The sequence below is a fragment of the Rossellomorea aquimaris TF-12 genome (genome assembly GCF_001648555.1).
Classification (GTDB): Bacteria; Bacillota; Bacilli; order Bacillales; family Bacillaceae_B; genus Rossellomorea; species Rossellomorea aquimaris.
Genome location: NZ_LQXM01000030.1, coordinates 455347 through 471973 on the forward strand (window position 1 = coordinate 455347; position 16627 = coordinate 471973).

The 16627-nt window shown below is 42.7% G+C and carries 13 protein-coding genes and 1 other annotated feature; all 13 genes read right to left on the reverse strand.

All coding sequences use genetic code 11. From position 1 onward, the window contains the following. Positions 1–19 precede the first annotated feature (19 nt). Entirely contained in the window at positions 20–955 is a 936-nt protein-coding gene (gene thrB, locus IQI_RS19370) for a homoserine kinase (RefSeq protein WP_064094301.1), read from the reverse strand. After that, positions 952–2013, reverse strand: coding sequence for a threonine synthase (gene thrC / locus IQI_RS19375; protein ID WP_064094302.1), 1062 nt, complete (start codon positions 2011–2013; stop codon positions 952–954). Before thrC ends, thrB begins: the two co-directional genes overlap by 4 nt. Then, positions 2010–3308: a homoserine dehydrogenase gene (locus tag IQI_RS19380; protein WP_064094303.1), complete on the reverse strand. Its 1299-nt coding sequence runs from the start codon at positions 3306–3308 to the stop codon at positions 2010–2012. The genes thrC and IQI_RS19380 overlap by 4 nt, the downstream gene beginning before the upstream one ends. A gap of 332 nt (positions 3309–3640) precedes the next feature. Beyond that, positions 3641–4597 (reverse strand): threonine ammonia-lyase, encoded by a 957-nt coding sequence (gene ilvA, locus IQI_RS19385; protein WP_064094304.1) that lies wholly within the window; start codon positions 4595–4597, stop codon positions 3641–3643. A gap of 26 nt (positions 4598–4623) precedes the next feature. After that, on the reverse strand, positions 4624–5217 hold the full coding sequence (leuD, locus tag IQI_RS19390) for a 3-isopropylmalate dehydratase small subunit (RefSeq protein WP_064094305.1): 594 nt from the start codon (positions 5215–5217) through the stop codon (positions 4624–4626). Between the two features lie 12 nt (positions 5218–5229). Further along, a complete protein-coding gene (leuC, locus tag IQI_RS19395; protein WP_064094306.1) occupies positions 5230–6645 on the reverse strand; it encodes a 3-isopropylmalate dehydratase large subunit in 1416 nt (471 codons plus the stop codon). Between the two features lie 135 nt (positions 6646–6780). Beyond that, positions 6781–7893, reverse strand: coding sequence for a 3-isopropylmalate dehydrogenase (leuB, locus tag IQI_RS19400; RefSeq protein WP_064094307.1), 1113 nt, complete (start codon positions 7891–7893; stop codon positions 6781–6783). Between the two features lie 55 nt (positions 7894–7948). Next, the gene (locus tag IQI_RS19405; protein WP_064094308.1) at positions 7949–9502 is read right to left on the reverse strand and encodes a 2-isopropylmalate synthase; all 1554 of its coding nucleotides are present in this window, start codon (positions 9500–9502) and stop codon (positions 7949–7951) included. Beyond that, positions 9489–10520, reverse strand: a complete 1032-nt coding sequence (ilvC, locus tag IQI_RS19410) for a ketol-acid reductoisomerase (RefSeq protein ID WP_064094309.1) — start codon at positions 10518–10520, stop codon at positions 9489–9491. The genes IQI_RS19405 and ilvC overlap by 14 nt, the downstream gene beginning before the upstream one ends. A gap of 254 nt (positions 10521–10774) precedes the next feature. Next, positions 10775–11299, reverse strand: coding sequence for an acetolactate synthase small subunit (gene ilvN / locus IQI_RS19415; RefSeq protein WP_064094310.1), 525 nt, complete (start codon positions 11297–11299; stop codon positions 10775–10777). Next, entirely contained in the window at positions 11296–13017 is a 1722-nt protein-coding gene (ilvB, locus tag IQI_RS19420; RefSeq protein WP_064094311.1) for an acetolactate synthase large subunit, read from the reverse strand. Before ilvB ends, ilvN begins: the two co-directional genes overlap by 4 nt. A gap of 105 nt (positions 13018–13122) precedes the next feature. After that, positions 13123–13387, reverse strand: a binding site (T-box leader). Position 13388: 1 nt separating this feature from the next. Beyond that, on the reverse strand, positions 13389–15059 hold the full coding sequence (ilvD, locus tag IQI_RS19425; protein ID WP_064094312.1) for a dihydroxy-acid dehydratase: 1671 nt from the start codon (positions 15057–15059) through the stop codon (positions 13389–13391). A gap of 15 nt (positions 15060–15074) precedes the next feature. Beyond that, positions 15075–15974 (reverse strand): branched-chain-amino-acid transaminase, encoded by a 900-nt coding sequence (gene ilvE / locus IQI_RS19430; protein ID WP_064094471.1) that lies wholly within the window; start codon positions 15972–15974, stop codon positions 15075–15077. Between the last annotated feature and the right edge of the window lie 653 nt (positions 15975–16627).

Consider the following 16627-nt stretch of genomic DNA (forward strand, 5'->3'; position numbering starts at 1 on the left):
AGGTGCGTCCCCCATTGCTTTAAAGCGATGAGGGACGCACCTGTGTTTCTTGGAGGATCGTGTTGCTTCCTGATTGAGAGATGGATAGTCTTTTCACGTTCATGTTAGGAAATACCTGCTGAAGTTGGCGGGTTAGCCATTCACTTGCTTCTCTTTCAACAAAGCATGCTATGGTCGGACCTGCTCCGCTTAAGGAAACACCGAAAGCTCCGAATCTAATGGCTACTTCCTCTACTGCTTCATAATGGGGAAGTAATTTTTTTCTGTAAGGCTGATGGTACCTGTCTTGTTTCATCATCTTTCCTACGGACTCCCAATCTTCCGTTAAAAAGGCCGCCACTAACACATTCGAAACTGCCCCTGCTTTAACAGATTCTTCATATGAAACGCTATTAGGCAGCACCCTTCGAGATTCAGAGGTTTTCAGCTCTGCCTTAGGAATAACTGAAACGACATCAATAGGTAAATCTTTTACCGTGATCAGGTTAACACCTTTTTCGTTGTAACAACTAATGACAAAGCCACCGTACAAAGACGCCCCGACATTATCAGGATGCCCTTCAAACTTTGTTGCTAACGAAAGCTTTTCCCCTTGAGATAAATGTAAATCGCATATGATATTTGCAAGCTCAACCCCTGCCACCACAGCAGCCGCACTTGACCCAAGCCCCCTTGTTAATGGAATATCACTAGAAACAAATAAGTGACAAGGTCTTGGTTTTTTTCCATACAGTTCTCCAACCTCACAAGCAACCTCCACTATGGAGTGGGATTCATCTTCAGGAAACACCTTCAACTCCGGTGATAAAGGAACCACCTTCCATTCAGAAGCTTCCTGTACCTCTACCGTTAAAAATAAATTCAACGCCAGTCCAAGAGAATCAAAGCCAGCACCTAAGTTAGCTGTACTACCAGGGACCGTTATCTTCCAGGATCGAGCTGCCCGTTTTTTCATACACCAATCGTTCCTTTGATATAATCCATCACCATATCCCGATTATTTGGCAATTTAACGGGATGAACCGGACTAAATTCCATTGCCGTTGAAGGATCTTTCAACCCATTACCCGTTAAGACAGCTACTACTTTCACACCTTTTTCAAGATTGCCGTCTTCCAATGATTTTTTTATACCGGCAATGGATGCACAGGAAGCAGGTTCGGCAAAAATTCCTTCTTTAGAAGCCAGAAGCTGGTAAGCATCAATAATCTCTCCGTCGGTTACTTCATCAATATGCCCATTCGATTCTTTTAGAGCGGAAACAGCCAGCTCCCAGCTTGCTGGATTCCCAATTCGTATGGCAGTGGCAATCGTTTCGGGTTGAGAAAATACTCGATTATGCACCAAAGCAGCTGCACCTGAGGCTTCAAAACCAAACATTCGAGGAAGACTTGATTTTTTATGCTGATGAAACTCTTTAAATCCCTTCCAATAAGCTGATATATTTCCCGCATTTCCTACAGGAATCGCCAATACATCTGGAGCTCCACCTAAGTCTTCAACCACTTCAAAGGCTGCTGTTTTTTGACCTTCCAAACGATATGGATTAACAGAATTCACAAGCGTAACGGATTCTGTTTTGCTTAACTCCCTTACAATTTCCAAAGCTTCATCAAAGTTACCTTGGATCGAAATGATCTCTGCACCGTACATAACAGCCTGAGCTAATTTCCCTTGAGCAATTTTCCCTTCTGGAATGACTACGATGCATTTTATCCCTGCTCTTGCAGCGTAAGCAGCTGCTGAAGCAGATGTATTTCCTGTAGATGCGCAGATTACTGTAGAGCTCCCAGATTCAATAGCCTTTGCCACCGCCAGTACCATCCCTCGATCCTTGAAGGAGCCTGTAGGATTCGCTCCCTCTACCTTTGCATATAGCTCAATACCCCATTCTTTTGACAAGGTTTTTAATTCAATTAATGGAGTGTTCCCTTCATTTAAGCTTAAAAGAGGGGTGTCTTCATTTACTGGAAGGTACTCTCTAAACTTCTCTAATAACCCATTCCACCTCATGGTTTCTCCCCTCCCTCTACGCGATATGAGCTTTGAACAGACTCAATCCCATGAAAATCCTTAAGCTCCATTAAAATATCTTCATACCGATCCAGAGAAGCTCTGTGGGTAACGAGAACAATTTCGGAATAGCCCTCTTCGTTTAAGGGATTTTGCAGTATTTTTTCAAAACTTACTCCATGATTTGAAAAGATAGATGTTAACTTTGCTAAAACCCCTACTTCATCTTGAACGTGCAGGCGTAAGAAATATTTAGATGAGATTTCATTTCGCTCTTTGAGTTTTTTAGGATACTGTGGATTCACAGCACTTTTACCCGTAACTCCGAGTCGCATATTTTTCATGATCCCTACCATATCAGACACTACAGCAGTTGCAGTTGGAAGACTTCCGGCACCTGGTCCGTAAAACATCGTCTCACCAACCGCTTCACCATACACATAGACAGCATTGTATTCATCATGAACAGAAGCTAGTGGATGTTCATTTTGAAGTAACGTCGGCTCGACGCTTACTTCAACCTTTTCACCTTCACGATGTGCATAACCAATCAATTTCATCGTATAACCAAATTGCTCGGCATACTGAATATCATCCTCTGTCACCTCTGTAATGCCCTTTACCTTCACGTCAGCCAGGTCCACATTCATGGAAAAACCTAAAGTCGAAAGAATCGCCATTTTCCTTGCTGCATCTAGTCCTCCAACATCTGCAGTGGGATCTGCTTCTGCATAGCCTAATTCTTGAGCTTGTTTTAAGACATCATCGAAGGTCCGTCCCTCTTTTGTCATTTTGGTTAAGATGAAGTTGGTTGTGCCGTTGACGATGCCCATCATTTTGGTGATTCGATCGGAAGCTAGGCCATCGACTAAGCTTCTGAGGATGGGGATTCCTCCTGCTACACTGGCTTCATAGAATAAATCACAGCCGTTTTTTGAGGCTGCCGCCAATAGTTCGGGACCATGAAGTGCCATTAAATCCTTGTTTGCCGTAACGACATGCTTTTTTTGGTTTAATGCATGGAGGAGGTGTTCCTTTGTTGCTTCAATTCCTCCCATGACCTCGACCACAATATCAATTTCAGGATCAAACAGGACTTCTTCTGGATTTAAGGTTAACATTCCATGCTCAACCGCGAACCCTCTATCTTTCTGTAAATCCTGAACAAGGGCTTTTTTTACTTTTACTGGACAACCAATTTGATGTGACAATTTATCTTGATGATTCTCAACAATTTTCACCACTCCGGCTCCCACCGTTCCCAGTCCTAAAAGTCCAATTGAAATTGATTCCATATGTCGAAAACCTCCATTTTGTTTATTTCTTGCGTACATTTGTATTTATATAGAGGACATTATAATAGAAATTTTTCCCTATTACAATATCATTTTTCTTTTTTTCGCTAATGTAAGAGCTTTCTTTGTTGGTAGATAAGGAGAAACTTTTTCTATAAAAAACGTTTACTGTTGATTAGAAAGACTTCTTTGGCCGGATTAGCTGGTATGTTCTTTTATTGGGCCATATTCGTGTCTGATTGGGCCACTCCCTTCAATAATCGAGCCAAATTATGAAAACCACTCCCATATTTACAAATAGAGGACCACTCCTAACCGAGTAGTCCTTCTATTTACACAATATGATGAATTTGCCTAACCATCTTCGAAAGGTCACGATAGACTGGGATTTTGCTGGGGTCTGCATTTCCACCGCTAATCACGCAGCCTACTTTCTTCCTTCTGACGTTCACTTTGTGACACATGGCTGCCGCTAGCGATGCTGCTCCAGCGCCTTCTACCAATGTTTTTTCTCGTTGAAGCATAAACATAATGCTGTATGAGATTTCTTCGTCTGTCACCGTGACCATGTCATCTACGTACTTTCGAATGACGGGGAAGGTTAATTCTCCGGGTTTCTTCACGAGAATTCCATCGGCAATTGTATGAACATGTTCCAGTGAGCCTTTGTTTCTGCCGGTAAAAAAGTTATACGTAGCAGGTGCACCAAGGGCCTGAACACCGACAATTTGAACTTTCGGATTAAAGGCTTTTACTGCTAACGCCATACCCGCCAGTAATCCTCCTCCTCCAACCGGCACTAAAATCATGTCCAAGTCACTGAGTTGTTGAAGCATTTCAAGGGCTACCGTTCCTTGACCAGCCATCACTTTAGGGTCATCAAAAGCATGAACATAGGTGGATCCATTTGATTGCATTTCTTCTATTGCTGCTTGATAGGCTTCTTGGTAGGTATCTCCACCAAGAACAATTTCTGCTCCGTAATGCTTTGTAGCTGCAACCTTTGTAGAAGGAGTTCTTTTTGGCATAAATATTTTTGACTTCACTCCTCGTAGGGCGGCAGCTAGAGCGACTCCTTGAGCGTGATTTCCAGCTGAAGCAGCGATGATTCCTTTTCCAGCCTCTCCTTCAGACAAGGACATTATTTTGTTCATGGCTCCCCTTACCTTAAAAGAACCTGTACGTTGGAGATTTTCCATTTTCAAATAGATTTCCCCACCGGTAAAAGCATTTAAAGTAGAGGATTGCTTTAACGGTGTACGATGCACCCGATGACTGATTCTTTCCATTGCTTCTACAACTTCAGCGCTGTTTATTAAATTCCCAAGCCACTCACCTCATATTGTTTAATATTTTTTTCATAGTTTAACGTCAAATCGATCTCATCCAAGCCTTCTAACAGCATTGTCTTCCAATATGGATCAATTTCAAAGGAAACACGTAATCCTTCCGAATCACAGATCGTCTGATGCAAAAGAGAAACTTCTATTTTGTATAAATCTACTTGGCTCTCATTTTTCCATAATGCCTCTACCGTATCTTCCTTTAGTTGAATGGGTAAAAGACCATTTTTTAAGCAATTGTTGTAAAAAATATCAGCAAAGCTTTTGGCGATGATCACTTGAAATCCATAATCTTTCAGTGCCCATGGCGCATGCTCTCTTGACGAACCACATCCGAAATTTTTTCCTGCCAGAAGAACCTGGGCATCCTTGTATTTTGGTGAGTCTAATGAAAAGTTTTGTTTAATGGTTTTCCCATCATCCTCAAATCGCCAATGATAAAATAAATATTGGCCAAATCCTTTTCTTTCAATTCTCTTTAAAAACTGCTTAGGAATAATTTGATCTGTATCGATATTGTCTCGATGAAGAGGAAAGACCTTTCCTTGAACTGTATTTATTGCCATCGACTCACCTCCTTAGGAAACTAGTACTCTTTCAAATTTTCTTACGTCTGTTAGTTTGCCTGTAATAGCAGCAGCTGCCGCCATCCCTGGACTAAGGAGATGAGTTCTAGATCCATTTCCCTGTCTCCCTTCGAAGTTCCGATTTGAAGTAGAAGCACATCGTTTACCAGGAGGCACAATATCATCGTTCATGGCCAAGCACATACTGCACCCAGCTTCTCTCCACTGGAATCCCGCTTCTTTGAAAATATGATCTAACCCTTCTTCCTCGGCTTCTTTTTTCACCTTAAACGAGCCTGGTACTACTAAAGCCGTGACACCTTGTTTCACAGAATGACCCTTCACCACTTCAGCAGCCGCCCTCAAATCACTCAACCGTGAATTCGTACACGACCCAATGAACACATAATCCACTTCAACCTCCTCCAAGGACATCCCTCCATGAAGACCCATATACTCAAGAGCCCTCTCCACCCCTTTACGCTCAGAAGGGTCTCTATAATCATGGGGATGAGGGACGGACCTCGAAATCGAGGTCCCCATCCCAGGGTTCGTCCCCCATGTCACATGGGGCTCTATGTCTTCACCTTTCACGATGATTTTGTGATCAAACGTGGCGTCTTCATCACTTGCAAGCTTACGCCATTCAGCTTTACACTCTACATAGGATTTGTTTTTCGGGATAAATTGTCTTCCTTCTAAATAATCAAAGGTGACTTCGTCAGGACTAATCAACCCTGCTTTCGCCCCACCTTCAATGCTCATATTGCATACCGTCATCCTCTCTTCCATGGACAGGTTCCGAATGACGTTACCTGTAAATTCTATTACATACCCGGTTCCAAAACCTACTCCATAGGAAGAGATGATATATAAAATGACGTCCTTTGCGGTCACACCGAAACCCAGCTCTCCAGACACTTCGATTTGCAGTGATTTAGGTTTTGTTTGCCAAAGGGATTGAGTGGCTAGAACATGCTCTACTTCACTTGTGCCAATCCCAAATGCCAGGGCACCAAAGGCACCGTGGGTAGAGGTATGACTATCTCCACAGACAATCGTTTTTCCTGGTTGAGTCAGACCAAGCTCAGGACCAATCACGTGAACAATCCCTTGATCAGGATGATGGATATCTGCAAGAGGAACACCAAATTCCTCACAGTTTCTTTGGAGGGTATCCATTTGCAAACGGGCTATTTCATCCCGAATCATGTGACGTTCTCGTGTTGGCACGTTATGATCCATCGTCGCGTAGGTTAAATCTGGCCTGCGCACCTTTCGATTTTTCATACGAAGTCCTTCGAATGCTTGGGGAGAAGTCACTTCATGTACAAGGTGTAGATCTATATACAGTAAATCAGGCTTTCCCTTTTCACTGTGAACAATGTGTTTCTCCCATATCTTCTCGATAATATTTTTCCCTGCCATGAACTCCCTCCTGGTTTAGGTATTTTTTACGAATATAGATAAATATCAGCGGAATTCTGAATATATCAGCGAAAATCGAAAAATATCAGCGATATACCGATTTTCCGACAAAACTTCCAATACACTCTTACCTCATCACATATAAGCCGCTAAAATCGAAGATAACGCATGATCTGCTTCTAATCTCTCTACTACAAGCTGACTCATGGCACCTGTACCAACAACGGTCCCCCGTCCCATGGTCCACAGATCTCCAGTGCGGAAGCCTGCGTTCAATACTTCCTGTACTGCCAGTTCAATCATTTCTGCTTCTTCTTTTAAGCCGAAGGAATGTCTCAGCATCATGGCCACTGATAGAATCATAGCTAGTGGATTAGCTTTTCCTTTGCCTGCAATGTCTGGGGCCGATCCGTGGACTGGTTCGTACAGTCCAAAGGTATCGCCTCTTAAACTAGCTGACGGGAGCATACCAAGTGAGCCTGTGATCATGGAGGCTTCGTCACTTAAAATATCTCCGAACATGTTTTCCGTTACGATGACATCAAATTGCTTCGGCTGATACATGAGCTTCATAGCTGCTACATCCACCAGCATGTGCTCTACCTCCACATCGGGATATTCTGAAGCCACTTCATTTACAACCTCACGCCACATTCGACTTGTTTCTAAGACATTTGCTTTATCAACAGACGTTAGTTTGTTCTTTCTTCTTTGAGCTAATTTGAACCCTTTATGGACAATTCGTTCGATTTCATTTCTGTCATATACAAGGGTATCAACGGCTACTTCATTATGCTTGCCTTGTCGACCGGATGGCTGACCGAAGTACAAGCCGCCTGTTAATTCCCTGACAATGACTAAATCTACTTCTTCCACGATGTCCCGTTTCAATGGAGATGCCCCCAATAAACTTTCAAATGCCTTTACAGGACGGAGATTCGCGAATAAATCAAACTCTTTTCGAATAGATAGGAGCCCTTTTTCAGGACGTAGATGAGGAGGAAGATGCTCCCACTTCGGACCTCCAACAGCTCCTAAAAGGACCGCATCGCTCCCTTTGCAAAGGGAAATAGTTTCTGAAGGTAATGGTTCTCCGAAACGGTCAATGGCAGCCCCGCCAATATATCCTTTTTCTACTTCAAATTCATGACCAAACCAATCCCCCACTGCCTTCAGTACTTCTAATGCTCCATCCATAATCTCTTGACCAATACCATCTCCAGGTAATACAGCGACTTTCTTCTTCATTAGAACTACCTCCTATTTTTTTATTTGAGGGACGGACCTCCAAATTTGCTAACTCTTACAAACTAGCTTTCACTGCTTCCTTCTCTTTCATATATTCATTCCTCTGACTTAATCGATTCACTGCATTTAGATAAGCTCTGGCCGATGCCTCTAATACATCTTGGGCAGTTCCCCGTCCGCTTGTGTTTTCGCCGTTATATTCCAGTCGAACATAGACCTCAGCGAGAGCATCCCTACCTCCACCGACGGAGTTAATCTTATAATCCAGCAGCTTCGATGGACTTGGGAGAATCTTCTCAATTGTGTTATAGATGGCTTCTACACTACCGGACCCGGTTGAAGCTAGCTGAGTCAGTTTCCCATCTTCCATTTTCAACTCAATCGTAGCTGTCGGAATATTATCCATTCCGTATTGAACCTGCATCCGTTCTAATCTAAAGCCTACTCCGTCAGCCATTTCTGTTTGCTTGTTGGTTAGAATGCTAAAGAGATCTTCATCGACAATCTCTTTCTTTCTATCAGCTAAATCTTTAAATGTTTTAAATGCTTCATTTAGCTTTTCTTCTGTAAGCTCAAAGCCAAGTTCAATGGCTTTATTTTTAAAAGCGTGGCGTCCAGAATGCTTGCCGAGAACGAGACGGTTGGAGCTGACTCCAATGAGTTCAGGGGTAATGATTTCGTAGGTGGTTTTCTCCTTCAACACACCATCCTGATGAATTCCCGATTCATGAGCGAAAGCATTATCACCTACAACAGCTTTATTGGCTGGAACTCTCATACCTGTCAACTTGCTTACAAGAGCACTCGTTTTCTTGATTTCATCCAGCTTCAATCGAGTTGTCGCCCCGTAAAAATCTTCTCGAATACGAAGAGCGACGGCTACTTCTTCAAGGGCTGCATTTCCAGCCCTCTCTCCAATACCATTGATGGTTCCTTCAATTTGATCGGCTCCATTTTCAATGGCTGCTAAGGAGTTTGCCGTCGCCATCCCCAGGTCATCGTGACAATGTGCCGATAGCTTCACCGCTTCGATATTTGGAACATGTTCTCTAACGTATCGAAACAATTCCCCGTATTTATGAGGCGTGATATATCCCACAGTGTCAGGAAGATTGATGACAGAAGCTCCTGCTCGAATCACTTCCTCCATGATTTTGACCAAAAAATTTAAATCCGACCGGCAGGCATCCTCAGCTGACCATTGAACGACAGGGAAAAATTTCTTCGCGTAAGTCACAGCCTTTACAGCGGAATCAATGACTTGGTCTGGTGTCATCTTCAATTTATGGGTCATATGAATGGGAGAGGTGGCAAGAAACACATGCAGCCTTGGCTCTGCCGTATTCTTCAGGGACTCCCAGACAGCATCAATATCTCGTTGTTGAGCTCTCGCAAGTCCCGTAACGGAACTGTTTTTTACAGTCGATCCGATCATTTTTACTGCATCAAAATCTCCCTTTGAAGCTGCCGGGAAACCCGCTTCTATCACATCGACTCCTAATCGTTCTAATTGTTTTGCTACTTCTACCTTTTCAACCGTATTGAGGTTTACTCCAGCGGACTGTTCACCGTCTCGTAGGGTTGTGTCAAAAATATCAATGGTTCGCACTCGCAACCACTTCCTTTTCTTTTGTAGAAGGCTTTTGTACAAATGGCATCATTTTACGAAGCTCTTTTCCCACCACTTCAATAGGATGCTGACTTTCTCGATGATTGATGGCGTTAAATTCAGGACGGTTCGCTTGATTTTCTAAAATCCATCCCTTGGCAAATTTCCCTGTTTGAATATCTGTTAATACTTCCTTCATACGGGATTTTGTTTCCTCGTTCACCACTCTTGGACCGGAAACAAAATCTCCCCATTGGGCTGTATCAGAGATTGAAAATCGCATTCCTTCTAACCCTTGTTCATACATAAGATCAACAATGAGTTTTAATTCATGTAAGCATTCGAAGTAGGCCACTTCTTTTTGATAACCCGCTTCTACAAGAGTTTCAAATCCTGCTTTTACAAGAGAGGTTAAACCTCCACATAATACTGCTTGTTCACCGAAGAGATCGGTTTCGGTTTCCTCTTGAAATGAGGTCTCAAGAATTCCAGCGCGTCCTGCCCCCACACCCTTTGCATAGGCTAAAGCTAGCTCGCGGGCATGGCCCGATTCGTCTTGAAATACTCCAAATAAAGCAGGAACCCCAGCTCCTTCTTCAAAGGTCCTTCTGACAAGATGCCCAGGTCCTTTCGGAGCTACTAAAAAGACATCTACGTCCTCTGGAGGAACGACTTGGTGAAAGTGAATATTAAATCCGTGTGCGAAAGCCAGTGCTTTCCCTGCTGACAGTGCTGGCTTGATTTCTGCTTCATACACTTTCGGCTGATGCTCATCGGGAAGAAGCACCATGATGACTTCTGCTTGTTCACACGCTTCCCGGACAGAGTAAACGTTGAATCCATCTTTCTCAGCCTGGTCCCATGACTTCCCTTTTCGTAAACCGACGACTACATCAAATCCACTTTCCTTCAGGTTTAGTGCATGTGCGTGACCCTGGGATCCGTAGCCAACAACTGCTACCTTCTTTCCTTTTAGAACCTCTTCGTTTACATCGCCGTTATAATATACCTTTACCATTTCCCTCATCCTCTCCATTTTGTTATTAGGAACTTTTCGCAAACTTTGTTTTTTTTTGAAAATGCGAGTAGTGGTTAATTTCCGCTCCAGGTGCTTGCTTTCCGCGGGGCTTGAGTTGAGCCTCCTCGGATTTGCCCTGCGGGATCTCAACTTTCCTACAATTTCCGCAGGAGTCATGCACCTTCCGCTCCAATCAACTCTACAAAATTTATTAATAGAATGTAAAAACACGAATTTACTGATCCTACTTTCTTCTAATTCACAATCGAATACTGTTTCAAATCCGTAACCGATTTTCCATTTCCTCTAGCAAAAGCTGTAATCCCCGTTCGAGCGATTTCCTTAATCCCATAAGGTCTTAGCAGATCAATAATTGCTTCGATTTTTGCTGTTTCACCTGTTACTTGTACGGTTACACTGTCGCGGGCGACATCGATAATCCCCGCTCTGAAAGGTTCTACAATTCCATTTATCTCTGACCGTGTCTGTCCAGTGCTCAATACTTTAATAAGTGCCAATTCTCTCGCAACGACTCCTTGATCCGTAATATCTGAAACCTTTAACACATCAATTTGCTTATGAAGTTGCTTTAAAAGCTGTTCAATTTTCCGATCATCCTCAACGTTTACAACAAAGGTCATTCGCGAAATCCCTTCTACCTCTGTGTAACCTACTGAAATGCTTTCAATATTAAATTGTCTCTTCGTGAACAATCCGGTTACCCGATTTAAGACTCCGCTTCGATTATGGACGAGAGCTGTGACAATCCGCTTCCTCATGGTTTCACTCCTAACATTTCGTGTAATCCTTTCCCTGGAGCTACCATCGGGTAGACATTTTCCTTCGGATTTACCAAACAATCGATAAGAACGGGTTCATCACTGGTTAATGCTTCTTTTAAAACTTTGTCTACTTCCTCTTGGGTTTTCACTTGGTAGCCTTGTATTCCATACGATTCAGCCAGCTTGACAAAATCAGGCTGAAGGGAAAATACTGACTGTGAATAACGTTCTTCAAAAAAGGTTTCCTGCCACTGTCTTACCATTCCTAACGTACCGTTATTTAACAAAACCACCTTGACGGGAAGATTCAGCTCTTTTAGTAGAACTAACTCCTGGAGAGTCATTTGAAATCCCCCATCTCCTACAAAAGCAACAACCGTACTCGATGGATTTGCTAACTGAGCCCCTATGGCTGCCGGAAATCCAAATCCCATGGTGCCAAGCCCTCCAGAGGTTACCCAATTGTTAGGCGATTTAAATGAATAATATTGTGCTGCCCACATTTGATGTTGACCTACATCTGTTGTTACTACTGCATCTCCGTTCGTCATTTCATACACCTGTTCAATTAATCGTTGGGGAGATAGCACGTCAGCTGACTGGTTATACCAATAAGGATATTCCTGTTTATATGATTGCAGATGCTTATGCCAACCTTCTAAATCTGCTTTTTCTGTTTCATACTCCAACAGTTTTGTGAGAGCCAGCTTCGAATCCGCTACGATTGGGATATGGGTTTCGACATTCTTACCAATTTCAGCTGGATCAATATCGATGTGTGCTACCTTGGCTCTTGGTGCAAAGGTGGCTAGATTGCCTGTTAATCGATCATCGAATCGGGCTCCTATATTAAGTAATAGATCACATTCATGCAGAGCCATATTACTGGAATAACATCCGTGCATTCCGGCCATTCCTAGAAATAAAGGGTGGTCTGCTGGGAATCCGCCTAAACCTAGTAGAGTGTGAACAACGGGTAGATCATACCCTTCAGCGAACTTCTTCAATTCTTCAGAAGCTTTTCCGTGAAGAACTCCTGCACCTGCTAAAATTACTGGTTTTTTTGAAAGCTTTATAGCTTCCACCAGTTTCTTTAGTTGGAGAGGGTTGGGATGCAAATTGGGCTGGTAACCCGGTAAGTCCATCTCCGCCTCCAGGCTCGGATAAGCTTGCTGAAGAGTTAAATCCTTTGGGATATCAACAAGAACAGGTCCTGGCCTTCCCGTTGAGGCAATATGAAAAGCTTCCTTTACAATTCTCGGCAAATCATTAATATCCCGCACCTGATAATTATGCTTCGTGATCGGCATGGTAATCCCTACAACATCCGCTTCCTGGAATGCGTCCGTTCCGATGACACCTGAAGCAACCTGTCCTGTAAAAATCACGAGTGGCAAGGAATCCATCATGGCATCTGCAATTCCAGTTACCAGATTAGTAGCTCCCGGCCCTGAAGTTGCAATAACCACACCCGGTTTCCCAGACACCCGTGCATATCCTTCTGCAGCATGTATCGCTCCTTGTTCATGACGAGCAAGTACGTGTTTGATAGGAGCTTTATATAGAGCATCATAAATGGGCAAAACCGCTCCTCCAGGGTAACCAAACAGAATATCAACCTTCTCCTTCTTCAAAGCAACCATAAGCATGTCGGCTCCATTAACATTTCCTGTTAATGTCTGTGAAGCTGGTTCTTCCTCTAATTTTGCTCTCATTTTAATCTCCTCCCTGGTAAGAATTAAGTTAAAACAACATTTCAAGACAGCTAATTTATAAAATATAAAAGAGCCCTTCCACCCACTACGACAGAATTTATCTTTCGCAGGGGCGAAAAGGCTCTTTTCCTTTCCACGGTACCACCCTATTTCGAAAATAACTGTAAACAGCTATTTCCCTTTGCAGGTCGACTTTACAAACAATCAACCTTCGTTTTGATAACGAGTAACAGTTACTCGATCACTCCTACTACGATTTTCAGAGGGATACTCAGAGGGGATGTCGGCATTGGGCGTATTACTGGTTCGCAGCACCACCAGCTCTCTGTAAATACAAAATCCAATCCTTTTGCCTCTTCAACGTTTTTTTGTTATTCCGTTTTCAACACTCCACCTGTACTAGCCGAGGTGACGAGCTTAGCATATCTTGCTAAGTAACCCTTCTTTATCTTTGGAGGAGGCTGTACCCACTCCTTTTTCCGTTCGTTTAATTCATCTTCAGAGACCATTAGGGAAATGGTCCGATTGGTTAAATCGATGAAAATAGGATCACCGTTTTGAATAACACCAATTGGTCCTCCTTCCGCTGCTTCTGGTGATACATGACCGATGGAAATTCCTCGGGAAGCTCCTGAGAATCGACCGTCTGTCATTAGAGCAACCTTCTTCTCTAACCCTCTTCCTGCAATAGCCGCTGTTGGTGCAAGCATTTCCGGCATTCCAGGTCCACCCTTAGGTCCTTCATAACGAATGACCACGACATGCCCTTCTTTTACTTCACCACTTTCAATTCCTGACAGGGCATCATCTTGAGATTCGTAAATAATCGCTTCTCCCATAAAGGTCTCAATGGAAGGGTCAACAGCTCCTACCTTAATTACACCACCATTTGGAGCAATATTTCCAAAGAGTACTGATAATCCTCCAACGGGACTATGAGCCTTCTCTCTTCTTCGTATCACATCATCATTTTGAATATGAGCATCTTTTACATTTTCATATAGAGACTTTCCTGTCACAGTGATCCGGTCTCTGTGGACTGCACCTTCCATCTCACAAAGCTCTTTAATAATGGCGCTGACTCCTCCTGCATTATGGACGTCCTGCATAGAGTAATCGGATGCTGGACTTATTTTTGATAAATAGGGGACTCTCTCAGCCACTTTATTAATTCGATTAATGTCGTAATCAATTTCTGCTTCGTTGGCAATGGCCAGTGTGTGGAGAACGGTATTAGTTGAGCCTCCCATGGCCATATCTAATGCAAATGCATCATCAATCGTATCCTCTGTTATAATGTCTCTCGGTTTGATATCCTTCTTAATCATCTCGACTAAATATTTCGCTGCATCTTTAATTAATTGATGCCTCTCGGCTGAAGTGGCTACAATCGTTCCGTTTCCTGGAGGAGCCATACCGAGCATTTCCATCAGTGAGTTCATGGAGTTCGCTGTAAACATCCCGGAACATGAACCACAAGTTGGGCACGCATTGGCTTCAATATCAAGGAGTTCTTGAGCCGACATTCTGCCTGACTGATGGGCTCCCACTCCTTCAAATACGGATACAAGGGATAGTGGCTTTCCATCACTGGATATTCCAGCCTCCATTGGACCACCTGATACGAAAACAGAAGGGACATTGGTTCTGACGGCTGACATCAGCATTCCTGGAGTGATTTTGTCACAGTTTGGAATATAGAAAACTCCGTCAAACCAATGTGCGTTGATCACTGTTTCTGCGGAGTCGGCGATGAGTTCCCTACTTGGTAATGAGTACCTCATCCCGATGTGCCCCATGGCAATCCCGTCATCTACTCCAATGGTATTGAATTCAAACGGGATTCCACCTGCTTCTCGAATCGCTTCTTTCACGACTTGAGCAAAGCCGTTTAAATGCATATGCCCTGGAATTATGTCGATATAGGAATTACACACCCCGATAAATGGTTTTTCTAGGTCTTCCAGCTTGACTCCCGTCGCATACAGTAAGCTGCGATGGGGAGCTCGATCGATTCCTTTCTTGATCATGTCACTTCGCACATCATCACCCCCAACTTATCCAACATGAACTTTTCTCTCATACACCTTCGTTCCATCCTGAGTCACTGTATTTCTAAATTCATGGAGCAGTCGATTCGTATGCTCTCCCGGTTTTCCATCTCCGATAATGCGACCATCCACTTTTACAACAGCAATCACTTCTGCTGCCGTTCCTGTTAAAAACACTTCATCTGCTGTATACACATCATGACGAGTAAATACCTCTTCCTTCATTTGGAACCCTAATCTGTCAGCAATTTCGATGATGGCATTCCTCGTGATTCCTTCTAACGCTCCAACGTATCCTGGAGGAGTTAGGATTTTTCCTTTTTTGACAATGAAAATATTATCGGCAGAACCTTCTGCCACATACCCTTGATCATTTAGCATCAAAGCTTCACTTACTCCAGCAAGGTTCGCTTCGATTTTTACCAGAATGTTATTTAAGTAGTTTAAGGACTTAACCTTTGGTGACAGAACATCTGCCCGATTCCGACGACTTGCTACGGTGACGATATCAATACCCGTTTCATATAAGCTTTTAGGAAATAGAGCTAATTGTTCTGCGATGACAATAATTTGTGGTCTCTTACAGGTGAAGGGGTCGAGCCCCAGGTTTCCAACACCTCTCGAGATGACCACTCGTATGTAGGCATTTTCTAGTTCATTCTTTTTTAATGTATTGACGATAATGTCACACATCTCCTGCTTAGAAGCTTCGATATGCAACATGATTGATTTTGCTGAGTCATAAAGGCGATCAACATGTTCTTCTAGACGGAACACATTTCCATCGTACATTCGAATTCCTTCGAACACTCCATCTCCATAAAGAAATCCATGGTCATAAACTGATACAACTGCATCTTCCTTTTTCACGTATTGACCGTCTAAGTAAATCCACTGTTCGTTCATGTTAATCATTCCTTTCTCCTTGTTATTTATCTGATTATTCAGAAACTTAATTGTACAGCTTAAGGACTATTGTTTCAGCTACTTTCAAGAAGCTTATTTTGGATCCCTTTGACTGTTTTTGTTTGGCTTGAAAAATTTAATTGAGGACAATATTACTCTCGTTTGCGAGGAAGGTCAACAGTCTTTTTGTAAATTTTTAGATTATTTAGATTAATCTGATATTAAGAAAACGCTTTCATCTTTGTCCTTATAGAGTTTGATTGATGATAAATTTTTTTGGATTTTTTTATAAAAAGGGTATGAATGGAGATTCATTCATGTTGGGGGATTTTGTTTAAAATTATTCGACATTATTTACTTTATATAGCTTTAGGGGAGGATTGTCCTACTTGAAGTAAGGTTGTCTTTTTCTCAACATTTTTACTCAATTGATAATGATTCGAATTTTTATTAGAGGCTAAGTGAAAATTTACTGCAAGTGTTTACGAAAGGCTATTTTCGGAAGGTTTGATGTTTTTCACAAAGAGAGTAGTGGTTGATTGCAGCGAAAGGTGCTCGCTTTCCGTGGGACGTGAGTCGAGCACCTTCCGCTCTAATCAACTTTCTAAGTATGAGTTTCTTAATAAAGATTAAAATAAATACCTTTCAAGTTT

Coding starts and splice junctions, on each gene's coding strand:
- leuB (WP_064094307.1), bottom strand. CDS start 7,893: ATGAAGAAGAAAGTCGCTGTATTACCTGGAGATGGTATTGGTCAAGAG.
- IQI_RS19380 (WP_064094303.1), bottom strand. CDS start 3,308: ATGGAATCAATTTCAATTGGACTTTTAGGACTGGGAACGGTGGGAGCC.
- ilvB (WP_064094311.1), bottom strand. CDS start 13,017: ATGAGAGCAAAATTAGAGGAAGAACCAGCTTCACAGACATTAACAGGA.
- ilvA (WP_064094304.1), bottom strand. CDS start 4,597: ATGGAAAGAATCAGTCATCGGGTGCATCGTACACCGTTAAAGCAATCC.
- ilvE (WP_064094471.1), bottom strand. CDS start 15,974: ATGAACGAACAGTGGATTTACTTAGACGGTCAATACGTGAAAAAGGAA.
- leuC (WP_064094306.1), bottom strand. CDS start 6,645: ATGGCAGGGAAAAATATTATCGAGAAGATATGGGAGAAACACATTGTT.
- ilvC (WP_064094309.1), bottom strand. CDS start 10,520: ATGGTAAAGGTATATTATAACGGCGATGTAAACGAAGAGGTTCTAAAA.
- thrB (WP_064094301.1), bottom strand. CDS start 955: ATGAAAAAACGGGCAGCTCGATCCTGGAAGATAACGGTCCCTGGTAGT.
- thrC (WP_064094302.1), bottom strand. CDS start 2,013: ATGAGGTGGAATGGGTTATTAGAGAAGTTTAGAGAGTACCTTCCAGTA.
- ilvN (WP_064094310.1), bottom strand. CDS start 11,299: ATGAGGAAGCGGATTGTCACAGCTCTCGTCCATAATCGAAGCGGAGTC.
- leuD (WP_064094305.1), bottom strand. CDS start 5,217: ATGGCAATAAATACAGTTCAAGGAAAGGTCTTTCCTCTTCATCGAGAC.